Genomic DNA, 18,191 nt, shown 5'->3' on the forward strand with positions numbered 1-18,191 from the left:
TTAATTGCGCGCATGGCGCAGCGCCCAAAGTTGCAGGTCGAGTCCCGGGAATTCCCCCGCGAGGTGCAACGCAAAAGCTTCGGCTTTCGCCATCTGCTGCCACAAATCACCGCTGCGCTCGAGCTCGAAGTAGACGTAGCCGGAGTGCCAGGGAATCTGTCGCGGTGCGGCGGGCATGACGCGTAAAGCAATACCGGGCAACTGCAATTGCACCAGGTCACGAATGCGCGTCACCGGGGCAATTTTCATCTGCGCCGGGAAGTGGGTGATCAGCATTTCACCCGGCAGATCGGCGCGCACTGCCAGCACAAAGCCGTAATCGCGAATCAAACTGACATCGGACACTGTCGCGACGTACAGGCCGTGTGAGCGTTCGGTTAACGTCAGCTGCAGCGCATTTTCTTCCATCACCAGTGACAGGCTCTGTCGCAGTTGAATCATCAGGCGGCTAAAGCTGAGATAGAGATTATCGTGGTCATATACCGGCAGCTGCTCACCGGGCCGACGCGACGGAGACCAGCTGGATAATTCAGTGGCAAACTGCAGCCACTCGCTGAACAGGCGTTCAGGATGCAGCTGTGGCAGGCGGCGGCTGTGAGCCACCTGACCGATGTAGCGGTTGATCAGCGTCAGCAACATGAAATCGATCATCTCGGTATTGCCGCCGCGTCCCGCTTGCTGCAAACGTTCGCCCATCTGCTCGCTGCGCTGCTGCAGCAGGCCCTGCATATCGTTGAGAAAGGCGCTGATGGCCGGAGAAACATGACCGTTGAGCAGCGGGGGAATGTAATCACTGTCGAGCGTCAGGGCGCGATCGCTGCCGCTGCTCTTCACGCGCGCCACGCCGACGGCGGTCCATTCGGCGTTAAGGTCAGCGGCGGGCATCAGGCACAGACGCAGGCGACCAAATTGCATCGGCGCGCGGCCCACCGAGGAGGCATTAAGATCGTCAACTTCACGATCCTGGCTGAGATAACGCGCCAGTGAATCGCTGGCATCGCTGAAGATGACTTCGGTCTGGCCCTGACGCTGTTCCGGCAAGGCAAGCACGACGTCGATAGGCTCCTGCACGTCGCTCAAGGCCAGCGGTGCTGGGCCATTCTCCGCGCCGTTAATCACAAAGGGCGTGCCGTCGGGCAACAGTCCGCTGGCTTCAGCAATCGCTAGTTTGCCCTGACGCAACAGAGCCTGATCGATACTCAGCGTCATAAAGCCCCAGTGCCACGGACACTGCAGTTTGCCCCAGCTGCGGCTGTATGCTTCCAGCCAGCGTTCCGACTGTTGAAAATGGTGAGGACGTAAAAACATCCCTTCACTCCAAATCACCTTGTCTGCGGTGTGCATAGCGTCTTCCTCAGTCCGTTTAATCGTCTTGAGCCGTAAGATGCAGACCGGCTGCGGTGGCGTTCACCTGTCCGTGCAGTGCATCGGGCGAGAATTGCCAGAACTTGTAGAAATTGGTGTCGGTGGGGGCGGGCAGCGGGACTACCACGCGCCAGGCTTTGCCGTTCAGACTGGCGTATTCGGCGATCACCCCCAGATAGCGCGCCTCCAGTGACGGACTGCCGCTCAGAGTTTGCTGGGGTTGCTGCGAGGTCAGAAAACGCTGCTGGGTATCCAGCAGATCCGCGCCCAGCACCGTTGATGCGTTGTTTTGCAGTGAGTAAAAATCAGCCGACTGGAAGTTGGCATCAGAACGCAGCACAAACACCCGCACCTTTAACGGCGCGCCGTTGTTGGCGTTTGGCGCAGCGTTCAGCGTCAGTTGCCAGTTGGCCGGCACCTGACGTGACGAAGACATACAGCCGCTGAGTAACAGCAACAGCCCACACAGCACCGCGATACGCGCCTTCATTACTGAATGATCCAGGTCGATGAGCTGCCTTTACGACACGCCTGGTCACCCGAGCCCACGCCAATACATTGCTGCTGAGCACGACGTGGACGCGCTGCCTGCGCTTTCACCGTGGCACTGTAGCGATCTGCCGTGACGGCAGCGCGGTAAGGGATATAGCCGCTGAGTTGCCCGTTATCTTGCGTCGATACTGCCAGCCAGCTGTTCTCCACCTCGCCCAGCACTTGCAGCGTGGCACCGGCATCCAGCGTCTCCATACGTAATCCACTGAAGTCGGGCCGGTTCATCAAAGACGCCGGATAGAGGGTGCGATAAGCGGCGTTGACCGGCGTGAACTGTTGAGGAGCCTGGATGATGTGCATGTGCACCAGCGCCACCTGGTTGACGGTGCTGGTTTCAAGGGTATCCGCCGTGACGATGGGAGGCGGAGCCTTGCAGCCGGCAAGCAGCGCCGTGGCGAAAAGGGTGGCGAGAAGGGGGAGTCTGCTGTGCTGTTTTGTCATTTTTATCAACGTCCTGTGTAAAAAAACATGAGTCATCAAAATGGGTACGCAGTGGTAGTGCTTATGTCGCCAGCAAGGCCACCGTGGTCTGGCTTGGCGTTATGCGTACACCGGGCGCGTTGGCGACGTTTTGCTGCGTCACGCTGCCCATCCGCGTGGCGGGCATACCGTTGATGAGCAATGAGTTACACCCAGTGAGATGGCGCGATAAACCCATGAAGGTTTCTGAAATCACGCCACCCAGTAAGCCCGCTTCATCACCCTGGGTGATCGGCGTGATGGTGGAGAGGTTGTGCGCAGGCATACCGGTGAACAGCACCGTACTGGCCGTCGGCACCGCGGTGTTACCGAGAGCCAGATTGACGAAGGTGACCGGGGCCGGGGTTTTGCACACATCGGCAATCGCCTGATCGGTGCCACCACACTGACAATTTGCAAACATGCTGTTCCCTCTTAACCCATGTGAATCTGTTTGCCGTCGACACGCGTCAGCGCTTCGCTGCTGATCAACGTGGTCGGCGCGCGCAGGCGGGTGAGTTGACTGGTTTTGATATCCAACTGGCCCGCCCGCACTTGCTCGGTGTGGGTGGTGCGGCGCAGCAGGTGATGGCTGATCTGGCTCAGACTGTCCCAGACGCTTTCGCAGCGTTGCCCAAACAAACGACTCAGCGAGACCCACAGCGCGACTTTTTCGCCGCGATAGTTGAGTTCGTCGATCTGGCAGTCGCCGTGTTGCGCGGCCAACTCAAACTGTGGGCTGCGCAGCGTGAGTTTCTGGCTGGTGCTAAGCGTTAAGTCGCCTTCGCAGTGCAGCTCGGCAGCTTGCTGCGGTTGGGCGCGCACCAATACCGCCAGTAGCCACAGCTGCTCACCGGCGCGGTACAGCAGCACGCGGTCATCCACCTGCGGAGTCAGCAGGCAACTGGCGGCGCGCTGGCCGTGCCAAAGGCGGCCGTCGATCAGCACCTGAACGGCTCCGGTTGCGTCGATGCTCAGCACTCGCCCTTCAGCCTGTAACGGCAGCTCCAGCGGCATGGCAACGGTTTTTTCAGCGTGATTCATGGCGATCCTCGTGGGGTGTTAACCGCGTGTGTGGCTGCCAGTTTTCAGCAGCAAACAGCGCTTCATCCTGTTCAATGATGCCCTCACGACTGGAGAAGCGGCTCTGCTGCTGGCTGGCACGATGCAAGCGGGTATGGGCAAAGTGCGCGTCACGCAGATCGGCGTGATCCAGCGTGGCGTAAGAGAAGTCGGCGTAGTGCAACTGGCTGTGCTGGAAGTTGGTCCGTGCGGCATGCGCCTGCTGCAGCACCACGCGCTGGAGCTGGCAGTGGCTGAAATCGGCATCCTCCAACTGGGCCTGCATAAAAATGGCCTGATTGAAGTTGCCCTGGTGACAGCGTGCTTCGCACATCACGCTGCCGGTAAACAGCGCCTGCGTGGCCTGCACCTCGCGCAGATCCGCCGCACGCAGCGATACCTGGCTAAAATTGCACTGCATCAGTTCAGCGCCCTGAAAACTGGCTTCATCCAATTTGCTGGCAGTGAACTGGCTACGGGCGAAATGCTGCTGGCGGTAGTCGCCGCCGCGCATATCGCACTGATAGAAAGTACAGAGCGCAAAGCGGCTGCTGTGCAGATCGCTGCGCCGCAGGTCGAGGCTCATCAGCGTACATTGTTCAAGGCTGGCATGACGCAGCAGCATCTGGTACGCCGAAAGTTCGATAAAACCGCTCTGAAACAGCGACGCCAGCAGGAAACTGCTGTCACTGAGGTCGCCTTTATTGAACTGGCTGTTGATGTGGATGCTTTCGCTGAAGTCGCTTTCCATCAACTGACACTGATTGAACAGACAATCGGTTAGCGTGCAGCCGCTGAACTGGGTGGCGACCATCTGGCATTGGCTAAACAGCGTCTCGCGAAGCTGCGCCTGATCAAACTGCGCTGCGGTCAGCTGGCATTCGCTGAATTGCGTTTCATGTAAATTGCAGCCGCGAAAATCGGCTCCAGTCAGGTCTACCGCGATAAAACTCCCACCGGAAAGGTCCATGCCGGCGAAGTTACGCTCTGGGGGAGCAATAGCATGAATGATGTTGCCTTGCTTAATGGCGTGCTGAATTTGATTTGGCGTCATGTCTATACCTGATGTTCGCGGCGACGCGGCAGCGTTTTCATGCCGTCGGTCAACGCATCCCCGAAATGGGTGTGAGAATCGGTAAGGGTCTGCGACAAATCCGCGCGGAACAGATTGCAGTCACTGAAATCGCAGCCTGCGAGCTGGCTTTTCTGCAAATCGGCACCGAGCAGCAGGCTGCCTGTTAACCGCGCGGCGCGGAAATCGGTGCGCACGAAACGGCTATGATGAGTGCGCATCAACTGCAGGCTGGCACCGCGACAATTGGCGCCGCTGAGGTCGCTGTTGTGCAGTGTGGCCTGATCGAAATTGGCCGCCTGCAAATCGATGTCGCGCAAGTTACATTCGGTCAGTGTGGCGCGGCGGAAATGCGCCTGAGGTAACTGACTCTGCGCGGTAAACATGCACTGTTTCAGCTGGGCATCGTCAAAGCAGAGATCGGATGAGGTACAGGTCACCAGCGAGAGGCCTTGCGCGTTGACGTGATTAAAGCGCACTGTGTTTAACCTGCACTGAATCAGGTTGCTCTGGAGAAAATGCGCGTGGCCGAAATCCAGTGCTTCCAGCGACAAGTTCATCAGGTCGCAGCGATCGAGCAGGGCATGTTGCAGGTTGCAGTGGGCTATCGTCGCTTGTTGGATAAACAGCTGACGCAGCAGCGCACGCTCAAAGCGGCAGTGTTCGAGTTGACACGCTTCCAACTCGACTTCGTGCAGGCTGCTGTCACTGAAGTCACTGTGCCAGCATTGCGCCTGCGCCAGATTGGCCCCGTCTAAGAGACAGTGCGTCAGGCTCGTGTGATGGAACTCAGCGCGCACCAGCACTGCACCGCGCAGATCGGCACCGTCCAACTGGCAGTGGCTGAAATCGGTGTTCTCCAGCAGCGCGTTTTCCAGATCGATACCGCGCAGATCGAGACTGGAAAGATCGGCTCCGGTCAAATCCCAACCGCGCGCGTCTTTGTCGCCGCGCATGCAGGCAATAAGCTGCTGACGCTGGGCCTCTGAGGCAGCAAGACTGAGGCGCGGTGCAGAGGGCTGCTGCTGCGCGGTGAGGCGATAGCTGTCGAGTAACGCCTGTTCGCTACGCGCAATGTCGCTGTCTTGCGGACCGAGCAGCTGACGATTGGCATGCAGTTCATCGCGCTGCTGGCGATACTGGCTTGCGCCATCGGGCAATGGTAATGATGCCGCGTGACTGCGTTGTGATTCCTGCTCATAGCGCGTCATCATCTGCTGATACTGCTGCTCACCTTCTGCTTCCTGCCGCGTAAACTGACTGGCCAAATCGTCTTCTATGGCGAATTTATGCAGGCTGCTTTCCGGCACCGGTTGATTGAACTGCTGGCGTTGCTGTTGTTCATAACGCATCAGGTTTTGCACCAACGGGCCGGGATCACGGTTCAGCGCGGTGGAGGCCACGTGGGTGAGAATCTCTGCATCAATCAAGTCGCTTTCACGCAGTGCGTGCAATGCTGCATCAGGATCGTTGCTACGCTGCTGGTGGATATGGCGATAGTGCTCAACACCGCGCGGCGCGTCTTCACGTTCCAGTGCAACCATCAGCGATTGCACGTCAAAGGCATCATCGTGATTGATGGCGCAGCAGCCGTGCCAGATCAGTATCAGTTCGTTACAGTGCGGCAAAAAGTGCAGGGTGGTTGCGCGCATTGTCAGGGCTTCAAACAGGATTTCATCCTGCCGCTGGCGCGTGATAAATGCCTGCGCCTGCCATAGGGGCAATTGGCCCTGCATGATCGGCTGCTGCGGATGCATATTTTCGATGCGCCAGGTGGCACCTCGTGGCAACGCCTCCTGCTCTGACCACCACTGATCGGCGGCGGCTTGATTAAACACGCGCCAGTCGGTATCGCGTGGGAAACCTGGGTAATCATGTTGCAGCCAGCGGTCATCGAAATCCTGCCCCATTAGCGCCTGACGCATCGGATGGTCCATGGAGATGGCATGCATTTGCACCGATTCGCCGTTCGCAACGCGTTGCTGCTTGCGCAGTTGGTCGATCTGAATCAGCACATCAACCTGCGTTTGCTCCGGTACGGCGTGGGCAAAACCACTGACCATAAATTCAGCACAGGCCTTGGGGATGGACATATCCAACACGCCGTCGGGCGATTGCAGCACTTCTCCAACACGCTGCCAGAGAGTTTGCTCATCACGTAAGGCCGGGGTGGCTGACATGTCCAGCAGGGCAATCGCCGCAACGCCGAGGTAATCCTGTTGCTGCCAGCGATAGGGGCGTGACAATAGGCTCAGGTGGTTAGGTTTAATGAGGTTCATCGTTCAACTTCCCTGTCAGTGAGCTCGCGCGGTCAGCAGCCATCGCTTCAACCTTCAGCATCGAAGTATTCGCTGTCAGAGTCGCTGTCGTTATCAGCGTTGTTATTGTTGTTGTTGTTGTTGTTGTTGTTGTCCCGCTCGGCTTGCTCACGCGTCTGTGGGTTATTTTTCTGCGTCACCTTCTCTTCGCGCTGTTTTTCCCAATCGGTTTTCTTCTTATCGTCGGCTTCCTGCTTGATGGTCTTGCGTGCATCGCGTTCATCAGTGAGTTTTTGGATTTTCTCTTTCAGGGTATTCCCGAGTCCTTCACTGACCGCGCCGCTCATGATCGACATCATGTTGGTGCGCAGGGTGTAAAATGGAACCTGCTCGAAACGCTGCAAATCAGCTTTGTATTCAACCTGGGTCTTACTGCGCTTCAGGTAGGTGTAATCCATGCTCACCCCTTTCACAGCGAAATCGCTGGTGCTGGCAGCGACGTTGCTGACGGCGTTCACCGTGCCATTGACGCCGTTGATGGTCAGGCCGATGCCGGTGGTGGTGAAATTCGCGCCGGTGACGGTGTAGTAACTGCCGCGCGAGGTGTGATAGGTGGTGGGTGCGCTGGTGGAGACCGTGTCATTGCTGTGGATGGTGACTTTGCCAGGTGCCCAAATTTTCAGCGCGCCGTCTCCCTCTTTGGCGGCATAAATCTTGATGGCATTGTTTGCCGAGAGGTTGAGATCTTTTTGCGCGTGAATATCCAGTGACTCTTCGCCCGATAAATCTTCGAACGAGATAAAGTTGCCGTTGCTGGCATCGCTGTTACCCACTGAGCGCGTCCAGACACCGCTTTTCGACCAGGACCAGGATGAGGCGGCTTCGGCGGTAATGGTGTCGCTATCAGCGATATCGCCTTCACTGCCAATGGTTAACAGACTTTCGCCGACCGGAAGAGTTTGCAGATTATTAAACACGCGGCCAGTGATCACCGGCATATGCGGGTCGCCATTAATAAAATCCACCACCACTTCTTCGCCGACTCGCGGAATTTGGTAATGGCCCTGTTGGCTACCCGCCCAGCCGCTGGCGACACGCAACCAGCAGGAGTAGAGATCCTGTTCGTTGTCAGGTTTAAACCACAGAAATTTCACCCGCACGCGACCATATTCGTCGGTAGCCACCGTACTGTTGTCGCCTTTGCTGGCATCGGGGGCGTTGACCACCACGGCCGTTTGCGGGCCGCTGGTGCGCGGCCAGCGTGTGTTACGGGCCGGGCGCCAGTTAACCGTGGCGGGCACCACGCGAAAGGTAAAGCAGTGGCGCGTGAAGTCTTCGTCGTTACTGGCGTAGCTGTTCTCCACCAGTTGGTAATCCACGGCGGTAATCAGAAAAGATTGGCCTTCGTCGCTGGCTCGCGGGGCTTTGGTCAGTGCAAAGGTATATCCAGGCGCCAGTCCAAAGGCATCACCCACGCCATCGGACTCCAGCTGACGTGCCGCAAACTCCTGCTGACGTACCGTGACGTAATTTTGCCCGTCACCTTGCTGCGGATATTGCCCCGGCCATTCGCGCTGGGTTGCGGTTTTTTGCGCGTGCGACTGACCGATCTGGCCATTTGCGGAAAGATCAGCATTACTTTCCAGATAATTGTAATCATCGTGTTGATAAAGGCTGGGTGAAATGCCGGCGCTGGTTTGCCAGATATTGATGCTTTCATCATTCACATATCCGCCTGCTGCCGCCTGATGATACTCAATGCAGTCATAGCCGGAAAAGGGCTTATGGACAGAGGGATCGTCAGCCAGAATCAGCGTCTGTTTATCCATGGTATGTTCGAAATAAAAATAGATCCCTTCATGTTCCATCAGTCGTTGAATGAAATCGAAGGTGCTCTCCTGATACTGCACGCAGAATTCCCATTCGCGATAGCTACCGGTGAGTTTATTTTCAAAAGTAATACCAGAGTCATTCAAGACCGTTTCGATGATCTGCTTAACTGATTTTTTTTGCCAAATACGGAAACCGCGATTTTGCGTCAGATACCATAATTCAGGTCTGACCTCCGCACGATAAGTATAATATTCTTCCCGATGCTTTTCGTGACCAACAAATGCCATGCGCGTAATAATTCCGCTCAGATAACGTGTGACGCCAGGGCGCGGATTCAGCTCCAGCGTTAACGGTTTACCCAACAAATCAGGTAAAGCAATGCTGTTATCTTTGCTAAGAAATTCAATGTCATATTGATACAGGCAAGACAGTGCTTCATGGCCTGTCATGCTTTTAAATACCAGTGATTCACCCAGTGGGGAATGCGCAACGACGACACGATCCATAATCACCCTTTGTTTTTATTTCGGCATGGCTACCGCACGGACCGCAAAATATTCTAATTTTGCACCCTGAAATAAAACGGCAATAAAAACCTGCTGAGCACTTAATTCCGTTTAAAGGGAGGCTCTGTGTAATGATCCGAATTTACAAAACTTTTAACGTTTTTATATTATTTGCTGGCCTGTGTGAAGATAAGAAACTTCCTAAACACTTTGCTAACGAAAACATAACGCTTTTATTTTAATTGTCATCTTTAGTATGACAAATAGACATTCCCCATGGATATTGCTCTGCGAGAGGGTTAAGTGAAGTGGTATTTCCTGTATGACTTTAATTTGAAGTGAAAAATAAATTTTTATTATGACCCATTATTCGCTTCGGTTAGATGAGTCACGAGAAAAATATAGCGGTAGGTTATGGTATTAACTGGGTAAGATATCCTGCGCAACTTTAACGGGAAGTTATTTATTGGGGCCGGATTTCCTAAAGTCGCCAGCAATTAAAGTAGGGCATAAGTGTGATATAACGCAAATAAACATCGAATAGTTCTGATGAGTTGGCAATTTTTGTACATATCTGTTGTTTATTTGTAACCTGACGATCTTTCATTCTGATATTGAATAATCCTCATGTTTCCAATTCACTTTTCTCACAACAGAAGGGTGTTTTGGTGGTTTCACGCTTTTAGCACCCGAAGCTAAGCCGCGATCTGACTCTTTTCATTTTCCTGACAGTTGAGGTAGTGCTAATTTGATAGACTTCAACTTGAGAATGAACGTTCACTACAGGGTTATTCATGAAGAATTTTCAGCGCAGTGTGATCGCCGGGTTGGTGATGTTAGTCGCCGCTTGTGATCAAAGCAGCAATCAACAAGCCGCGGCAACCACCACGGAAGTGGGCGTGAAAACGTTGCAAAACGAATCGGTTACGCTGGACAGCCAACTTGCCGGGCGTGTTACTGGCAGTATGACCTCCGAAGTTCGCCCGCAGGTTGAAGGCATTATCCTGAAGCGCCTGTTTACTGAAGGCGATGAAGTGAATGCGGGTCAGGTGCTATATCAAATCGATCCTGCCAGCTATCAGGCCAGCTACGATCAAGCGCTCGCACAATTAAAGAACGCACAGGCGTTAGTCAAAAGCAGCAAGTTAAAAGCAGAGCGTTACGCTGCATTAGTGAAAGAGAATGGCGTATCGCGTCAGGATGCTGATGATGCATTGGCAACCTATCAACAAAACGTGGCGTCGGTGGATCAATATCGTGCCGCCGTGGAAAGTGCGCGCATCAATCTGAATTACACCCAGATCAAAGCGCCGATCAGCGGCCGTATTGGTATTTCATCGGTGACGCCAGGAGCGCTGGTGACTGCCAGTCAAACCACCGCGCTGGCGACCATTCGTGCCCTCGACCCGATTTATGTCGACCTGACCCAATCCAGCGTGCAACTGCTGAAACTGAAACGTCAGCAGGCGTCGTTGCAGCAGAGCACTGACGCCGTACCGGTGACAGTGAAACTCGAAGATGGCAGTGCCTATGACCATCCGGGCAAGCTGGAGTTGACGGAAGTGTCAGTAGACGAAGCCACCGGTACCGTGACGCTGCGCGCCATCTTCCCTAATCCGCAACATGAGCTGCTGCCGGGCATGTATGTGCGCGCCAATGTGACCAACGGCGTAAAATCCGATGCGATTCTGGCACCGCAGCAAGGCATCACGCGTGACGCGAAAGGCAACGCCACGGCGCTGGTGGTGGATAAAGAGAACAAAGTCGAGAGCCGTGAAGTGGTGGCTGACCGCGTGATTGGGAATAAGTGGCTGATTACCTCTGGCCTCAACAGCGGTGACAAACTGATTGTTGAAGGTACCGGAAAAGTGCAGGCGGGCATGAGTGTGAAAGCCGTGGAAGTGACGCCAAACGATAAAGCCGCGACCAGCGAGGGTAACTGATATGTTGGCTCAGTTCTTTATTCGTCGGCCGGTGTTTGCCTGGGTTATTGCCATCTGCATTATGATGTTCGGCTTGCTCAGTGTTAACAGTCTGCCTGTGGCGCAATATCCTGACGTTGCGCCACCGCAGATCAGTATCCAGGCAACCTATACCGGTGCATCGGCGGAAACGCTGGAGAGCAGCGTCACTCAGGTCATCGAGCAGCAGCTCACCGGTCTGGATGGTCTGCTCTATTTTAACTCCACCAGCACGGCATCGACCGGGCAGGTGAAAATCAACGTCACCTTCCAGCAGGGCACCGATCCAGATATCGCTCAGGTCCAGGTGCAGAACAAGGTTCAGCAAGCAGAGAGCCGTTTGCCGACCGCGGTGACCACTCAGGGTGTCACCGTGGAGAAAGCGCAGAGCGATTTCCTGCTGATCCTCGCGGTGTACGATAAAACCAATAAAAGCAGCTCTTCCGATGTGGCTGACTATATGGTCAGTAATATGGAAGACACGCTGGCCCGTGTGACCGGTGTGGGTAGCGTACAGGTGTTTGGTGCCGAATACGCGATGCGCATCTGGCTGGACCCAAGCAAGCTTGCTTCTTATTCACTGATGCCATCGGATGTCACCACCGCGCTGGAGAGCCAGAACACCCAGGTCTCTTCCGGTCAGTTGGGTGCACAGCCAGCCAGTAAAGAGCAGCAACTGGTGGCGACGGTGCGTTCGCGTTCACGTCTGCAAACCCCAGAACAGTTCCGCAATATCGTACTGAAAAGCCAGGCGGACGGATCGGTGGTGCGCCTGAGTGATGTGGCACGCGTCGAGATGGGTGATGAAGACTACAGCGCCAACGTATTGGCGAACGGTCATCCGGCATCAGGTATCGCCGTGCAGCTGGCGTCGGGTGCCAATGCGCTCTCCACTGCTGAAGCGGTGAAATCCACCATCAATGAGTTCCGCAGCAGCATGCCCGCTGGCTATGAAATTGCCTATCCACTCGACAGCACCGACTTCGTAAAAATCTCGATTGAAGAAGTAGTGAAAACGCTGATAGAAGCGGTGATTCTGGTGGTTATTGTAATGTTCGTGTTCCTGCAGAACATTCGTACCACCTTGATCCCAGCGATTGCCGTGCCGGTGGTGTTACTGGGCACCTTTGGTGTGCTGTCACTGTTCGGTTACTCGATTAATACCTTAACCATGTTCGGCATGGTGCTCGCCATCGGCTTGTTAGTTGATGATGCGATCGTCGTGGTAGAAAACGTCGAGCGTGTGATGCGCGAAGAGGGCTTGCCACCACGACAGGCCACCGAAAAATCGATGAGAGAGATCACCGGTGCGCTGGTGGGGATTGCATTGGTGCTGTCAGCGGTGTTCCTGCCGATGACCTTCTTCAGTGGCTCAACCGGCGTGATCTATCGTCAGTTCTCGATCACCATTGTGTCGTCGATGGTGCTGTCGGTGATTGTGGCACTGACGCTGACGCCGGCACTCTGTGCCACCTTACTGAAACCGCATAATCACGAAAGTGGCACCAAGGGTTTCTTCGGCTGGTTCAACCGCAGCTATGAAAAAGTGCAGGGCCGCTATCAAAACGGCGTCGGCCATGTAGTGAACAGTTCTGTGCGCTATTTGCTGCTGTACGGTGTGTTGCTGATTGGCTGTGCCGTGCTTTATATGCGTCTGCCGACCGGCTTCCTGCCGACCGAAGATCAGGGCTATATCATGGTACAGTATCAGCTGGCACCGGGTGCCACGGAAAACCGTACCAGTGAAGTCCGTCGCCAGGTGCAGCAGTATTTCGCCACCAAAGAGAAAGATAACGTTAACGTCAGCATGCTGGTCAATGGTTTCAGTTTTGCCGGTAGCGGACAAAACGCCGGTATTGGCTTTATCTCGCTGAAAAACTGGAGCGAACGTAAAGGCACCGAGAACAGCGCTGATGCGATTGCCGGCCGCGCCATGGCGGCGCTCTCCAGCATTCGTGATGCGCAGATTTTTGTTTTGTCACCGCCTTCGGTCTCTGGCCTTGGGCAATCCAACGGCTTTACCTTCGAACTGCAAGGACGCGGAGCCACCGACCGTGACCAGCTGCTGAAGATGCGTAACCAGCTGATTGCCGAAGCCAATCAGGATCCGGTGTTGAGTGCGGTACGTGCAAACTCACTGCCTGATTTGCCGCAATTAGATGTGAGCATTGATGATGCCAAAGCGCAGTCGCTGGGTCTGACCATCAGTGACATTAACACTACGCTGAGCGCAGCGATTGGCGGCAGCTACGTCAATGACTTCACCGACCGTGGCCGCGTGAAGAAAGTCTATATTCAGGGCGACCAGCAGTTCCGCAGTAAGCCGGAAGATATCGATCAATGGTACGTGCGCGGAACGGATAGCAGCAGCAATACCACCATGGTGCCGTTCTCTTCATTTGCCTCGTCGCAATGGGCGTACGGACCTGATGTGCTGTCGCGTTATAACGGTCTGGCCTCGTATGAGATAGAGGGATCTTCTGCCTCCGGTAAAAGTTCGGGCGATGCCATTACCGCGATGGAGAAACTGGCGGCCAAACTGCCGGCTGGCACCACCTTTGCCTGGAGCGGGCTCTCATATCAGGAAAAACTCTCGGGCAACCAGGCAATGTCGTTGTATGGCATCTCGCTGATTGTGGTGTTCCTGTGTCTCGCCGCGCTGTATGAGAGCTGGTCAGTGCCGTTCTCGGTGATGATGGTGGTGCCGTTGGGCGTCATCGGTTCGTTGCTGGCGATTACGCTGCGTGGACTGGAAAACGATGTCTATTTCCAGGTGGCGTTGTTAACCATCATCGGGCTATCAGCGAAGAACGCGATTTTGATTGTGGAGTTCGCGGAGGATAACTACCGCAAAGGCGAGAATCTGGTGAAAGCCGCGATTCACGCTGCCACCATGCGATTGCGTCCTATCATCATGACCTCACTGGCGTTTACCGCCGGGGTGCTGCCGCTCGCCATCTCCACGGGTGCCGGGGCCAACAGCCGTATTGCGATCGGGACCGGCATTATCGGCGGCACCCTGACCGCGACCTTGCTCGCCATCTTCTTTGTTCCACTGTTCTTTGTTCTGGTCCGTCGCGTATTCCCGGCGATTCCGCATGACGATGCACAGTCAACCGAATCTGCTGTGAAGGCGGAGGAATAATATGTCTGCAAAATTGTTAATGGTGTTTTTGCCGTGCTTCCTCGCGGGCTGCGTGTCACTCGATCCACATTACGATCGTCCGAAGGATGCGGTCAGCACCACTGCGCCAAGCGGTGATGCCTATCGCTCACTGCAAGGGACTCCGGCAAACTATCGTGATATCAGCTGGCAGGATTATGTGCTGGATGCGAAGTTACGCCAGGTAGTAGCGATGGCGCTGGACAGCAGTCGCGATCTGCGTGAAGCAGTGGCGAGTGTGAAATCAGCCCATGCTCAATATGGTGAGCAGCGCGCGGATCTGTTCCCAACCCTGAGCGCAGGCGTGAGCGGCACGCGGTCACGTGCGTTAACAGGGGAGGGAAATCAAACGGCCCTCAGTAATACCTATTCGGCGGAGGGCAGCGTCAGCTCCTTCGAGTTGGATCTGTTTGGCAAGAACCAAAGCCTGTCGCGTCAGCAGTATGAAACCTATCTCGGCACGTTGGAGGGCGCACGCAGCACGCGCCTGACGGTGCTGTATAACACCGTGGATTACTGGTTACAGCTGGCCGCCGACCGCAGCAATCTGGCGATCGCCAAAGAGACGGCGGAAAGTGCGCGCCAGTCGCTGGAAGTAACGCGCAAACGTCTGCAAAATGGCGTGGATTCGATGGTGGATGTTGCTTCTGCAGAAACCACCTATCACTCTGCGCAAGCGGATGTGGCCAGCTATACCACCAGCGTGGCGCAGGATAAGAATGCGCTGGATTTGGTCGTGGGAAAAAGCGTGCCTGACGCGCTGCTGCCTGAGAATATCGAGTCCATCGGCAATGCATTGAAAACTGTGCCAGCAGGGATCTCTTCGGATGCCCTGAATAATCGCCCTGATGTGTTGCAGGCCGAGCATAACCTGAAAGCGGCGAATGCCAATATCGGGGCGGCACGCGCTAACTTCTTCCCGAGCATTACCCTGACCGCTAGCGGTGGCGTCGGAAGTTCTGATTTGTCATCGCTGTTCAAAAATGGTGCGGGCATTTGGTCGTTTGCGCCCAGCATCTCGTTGCCGATTTTCAAAGGCGGTTATAACGTTTCCTATCTCAACTACACCAAAGCGCAGAAAGAGTATTACGTGGCGGTGTATGAGAAGTCGGTGCAAACCGCGTTTTCGGAAGTGGCGGATGCGCTGGCGCGGCGCGGCACCATTAACGATCAGCTGACCAGCCAACGTAATAATGTTGCCGCATCGCAGACTTACTACCATCTGGCCGACCTGCGTTATCAAAATGGTGTGGACACTTATCTGAATGCGTTAACCGCTCAGCGCACCTTGTATACCGCGCGCACCAGTTTGGTTAGCGTGCAGCAGGCCTATTACCAAAACCTTAATACCTTCTACAAAGTGTTGGGTGGTGGTACGGCGTTGAAAGAATCTGAACTGAAACTGTGATGATCGCCCCAGGTCGATGCGTTAACGACCTGGGGAAAAATGTAACCGGATTTATAGCCGCCATTTCGGCTATAAATCCCTTCGCGTATGATATGAAAAAATAATAATTACGTGACGGTCATTTTAGGAGTTATGTTGAGCAAATCAGAGAATGACGCCTTCGTGCGACAGCGGCAGCAAATAATTATCGCCGCTGCAAAAATATGTTTTAGCCGCTCCGGTTTTCACGGTGCCAGCATGGCCGATATCAGTCGTGAGTCAGGTTTGGGGGCAGGGCAGATATATCGTTACTTTGATAGCAAAGAATTAATTGTTAGCGAAACAATAAAAAGTATCGCCACGAGTTGGCGCGTTTTTTTGCAAGATAATCTGCCGCACCAAATCAGCACCACCGATATTATTAATGCGGAATCTTCGTTTTGGCAGGATTGGCCCTATCAGGACCGCTGTTTATTGCTGGAGATGTATTCGGAAGCATCGCGCAATCAATCTGTGCGGGAAGTTTTGGCACAGGAAGAACAGCTATTGATTGCTGATTTGGAAAAAGCCTTTAGCCGTCAGTATGCTCACGTGAGTCCACAGCAGCGCAATGAGCGTATCCAATTTTTGTTAATGCTGGTAGACGGTGTTGCCTGTCGCGCATTTGGCGATAAGAACCTGGATCATCAAGAGCAGGGCAGGATCAATGGCATCCTTTCACATCATTTGTTTGGCTGATTTCAGGGCATATCATGCTGATTGATGTCACGCGTGATAGCATCAAAAAAAGGCATAAACCCGTCGGGCACGTCACGTTGTTTCATGCAACGGCGAATGATCATCCCATCAATCACCAGTGAGATGATATGCAACCGAGTGTTGATGACGTCGGCTTTCAGCGCCGGATTTAGCGTCTGCTCCTGAGCAATAAAGTTGTTTTTTAATACCAGCCACGCATCATTCATTATCTGACGAATACGCTCATTGCGTGTGGCTTCAGATGACACCTCCATCAGCAACACAATACTGTGCTCGACCTCAGGCGGCACAATATCCTGCACCGAATGCGTCATGCCACCCGCATGGGCAATTCGCTCAAAATCAGCATTTAATAATGCAATCATGCGTTGCACGACATTGGTCACCAGCGCTTCAATAATGGCTTCTTTGTTTTTGTAATATTTATAAATTAAACCAATGCTGACATTAGCCTGGCTGGCAATATTCTGAATGGAAGTTTGATGGAAACCTTTTAGTCGCATGCACTGTTCGGCTGCATCAAGAATCTGTTCGCTGCGATTCATGTTATTTACTCATCACGGAAAAGCGTATTTTACGCAAAAATGAACAGGCTGACTAATCCTGAATGCTGAAAACTGGCGGCATTTTACTCGTTTCTCACTCTTATTATTGCTACTGGTTATCAATATTCAAAAATTTTGACATAAGCGAGCAAATTGAACACCTGTTCTGCGATTTTCATGTCGCTATCATGATGTGCATAGCAACATTTTGAGGAGCAAACCATGAACGTAATGCGTGCCCAGCGGGACCAACTGTTTGAATACGGCCGCTTTACCATCCGCCGGCAAAGACCCGGTGAGGCTTTTGGCCCGCTGGCGATTATTGATCAGATGTCGTTGAAAATGGATGCGCGTATTCCGATGCACACGCGTCAGGACGAAGAGATTTTTAGCTACGTGTGGCGCGGGTCGGCTCAGCACCTTGCTGAAAACGGCGAGAAGACCGCGCTCAATGCTAAACGCGCCATGGTGGTGAGTGCGGGCACTGGGGTGCGTTATGAAGAGTCTGCGCCTTTTATTGAAACCGAGATGCTGCAGGTTTATATCCGTCCGGCAAAAAGCGGCGGTGCGCCACGCACTCTGGATTTCACTCGCGCTGATGGGTCACCGCTTAATGAGTGGACGCTACTGGCGGGACCTGAAAATAGCGATGCACCGCTGCAGTTGGGTCAGGAAGTTTTTATTTATGATCTGAAAGTGGAGCGGGGCGGACAGGTGGAAGTGCCTCATATCGCCGGTTACTCAACATGGCTGACATTGCTGGACGGTATTGTGCGTGTTGGTGATGAGCGCTTGATGCCGGGGGATTCTATCAGCGAGCAGGGCGCCTTGCCTGTAGTCCGAGGCGAGCGTGACGCGACTGTGATTGCATTTTTGGTCAGTGACGGTGTCACTTTTGTGTGAGTGTAGGCTGCCATTGTTAAATCAATGGTAGCCTTTTTTGTGTGCGGTGGTGTGGGCCGTAGCACCTCTGCTGCTGCCGGGGAGTCCTCGCGCCGCTGACGCGGTGCCCTCGGCTTCCACGTCGTGCCTACGGAACGTTCGGGGATCGACCATCCCTGGTCGGCCCCGAACTGATCCACGCATCCCTGCGTGGATCTCCTGGCCCAACGTAAAAGCCTCAGCGCTGCGAATAGCCCTTGCAGCATCAGAGGTGCTACGGCCATTGACACGGTGCCCGTTTTGACAAAACCACCTTCGCCACTCAGCAACCGAGTCAACCAACCTCAGCCTTTATTATCGACGCCACCACGCGGCCACCAGCCAATC

At 54.3% G+C, this 18,191-nt stretch carries 14 protein-coding genes; 5 read left to right on the forward strand and 9 right to left on the reverse strand.

Going from position 1 to position 18,191, the window contains the following annotated elements:
- The 8 genes from tssK to ACXI0A_RS11380 form a co-directional block, all read right to left on the reverse strand.
- Window positions 1-1,344, reverse strand: coding sequence for a type VI secretion system baseplate subunit TssK (gene tssK / locus ACXI0A_RS11345; RefSeq protein ID WP_476148802.1), 1,344 nt, complete (start codon window positions 1,342-1,344; stop codon window positions 1-3).
- Between the two features lie 19 nt (window positions 1,345-1,363).
- Window positions 1,364-1,855 carry a type VI secretion system lipoprotein TssJ gene (gene tssJ / locus ACXI0A_RS11350; protein WP_476148800.1) on the reverse strand — a complete coding sequence of 164 codons (492 nt, stop codon included), beginning with the start codon at window positions 1,853-1,855 and terminating at the stop codon, window positions 1,364-1,366.
- A complete protein-coding gene (locus ACXI0A_RS11355) occupies window positions 1,855-2,358 on the reverse strand; it encodes an SH3 domain-containing protein (RefSeq protein ID WP_476148798.1) in 504 nt (167 codons plus the stop codon). The genes tssJ and ACXI0A_RS11355 overlap by 1 nt, the downstream gene beginning before the upstream one ends.
- A 61-nt stretch (window positions 2,359-2,419) precedes the next feature.
- Complete coding sequence (locus ACXI0A_RS11360) at window positions 2,420-2,800, reverse strand: PAAR-like domain-containing protein (RefSeq protein ID WP_476148797.1); 381 nt, start codon at window positions 2,798-2,800, stop codon at window positions 2,420-2,422.
- 11 nt (window positions 2,801-2,811) lie between these two features.
- Complete coding sequence (locus ACXI0A_RS11365) at window positions 2,812-3,420, reverse strand: DUF3540 domain-containing protein (protein WP_476148796.1); 609 nt, start codon at window positions 3,418-3,420, stop codon at window positions 2,812-2,814.
- The gene (locus ACXI0A_RS11370; protein ID WP_476148795.1) at window positions 3,407-4,492 is read right to left on the reverse strand and encodes a pentapeptide repeat-containing protein; all 1,086 of its coding nucleotides are present in this window, start codon (window positions 4,490-4,492) and stop codon (window positions 3,407-3,409) included. The genes ACXI0A_RS11365 and ACXI0A_RS11370 overlap by 14 nt, the downstream gene beginning before the upstream one ends.
- Before the next feature lie 2 nt (window positions 4,493-4,494).
- On the reverse strand, window positions 4,495-6,789 hold the full coding sequence (locus tag ACXI0A_RS11375) for a pentapeptide repeat-containing protein (RefSeq protein ID WP_476148794.1): 2,295 nt from the start codon (window positions 6,787-6,789) through the stop codon (window positions 4,495-4,497).
- Window positions 6,790-6,836: 47 nt separating this feature from the next.
- Window positions 6,837-9,107 (reverse strand): type VI secretion system Vgr family protein, encoded by a 2,271-nt coding sequence (locus ACXI0A_RS11380; protein ID WP_479485255.1) that lies wholly within the window; start codon window positions 9,105-9,107, stop codon window positions 6,837-6,839.
- Between the two features lie 794 nt (window positions 9,108-9,901).
- Between ACXI0A_RS11380 and ACXI0A_RS11385 the strand changes: the two genes are divergently transcribed.
- From ACXI0A_RS11385 to ACXI0A_RS11400, 4 genes are all read left to right on the forward strand, one after another.
- Window positions 9,902-11,050, forward strand: a complete 1,149-nt coding sequence (locus ACXI0A_RS11385) for an efflux RND transporter periplasmic adaptor subunit (RefSeq protein ID WP_476148791.1) — start codon at window positions 9,902-9,904, stop codon at window positions 11,048-11,050.
- 1 nt (window position 11,051) lies between these two features.
- A complete protein-coding gene (locus ACXI0A_RS11390; protein ID WP_476148789.1) occupies window positions 11,052-14,213 on the forward strand; it encodes an efflux RND transporter permease subunit in 3,162 nt (1,053 codons plus the stop codon).
- 1 nt (window position 14,214) lies between these two features.
- Window positions 14,215-15,639, forward strand: coding sequence for an efflux transporter outer membrane subunit (locus ACXI0A_RS11395; RefSeq protein ID WP_476148787.1), 1,425 nt, complete (start codon window positions 14,215-14,217; stop codon window positions 15,637-15,639).
- 132 nt (window positions 15,640-15,771) lie between these two features.
- Window positions 15,772-16,356 (forward strand): TetR/AcrR family transcriptional regulator, encoded by a 585-nt coding sequence (locus ACXI0A_RS11400; RefSeq protein WP_224948303.1) that lies wholly within the window; start codon window positions 15,772-15,774, stop codon window positions 16,354-16,356.
- Window positions 16,357-16,358: 2 nt separating this feature from the next.
- Here the strand turns inward: ACXI0A_RS11400 and ACXI0A_RS11405 are convergent, their stop codons facing one another.
- Window positions 16,359-16,922, reverse strand: coding sequence for a TetR family transcriptional regulator (locus ACXI0A_RS11405; RefSeq protein ID WP_476148785.1), 564 nt, complete (start codon window positions 16,920-16,922; stop codon window positions 16,359-16,361).
- Between the two features lie 222 nt (window positions 16,923-17,144).
- Here ACXI0A_RS11405 and ACXI0A_RS11410 point away from each other — a divergent pair, with 222 nt between their 5' ends.
- Window positions 17,145-17,825 (forward strand): pirin family protein, encoded by a 681-nt coding sequence (locus ACXI0A_RS11410; RefSeq protein ID WP_476148784.1) that lies wholly within the window; start codon window positions 17,145-17,147, stop codon window positions 17,823-17,825.
- Window positions 17,826-18,191 lie beyond the last annotated feature (366 nt).

Source organism: Pantoea sp. C1E2, from assembly GCF_056491465.1.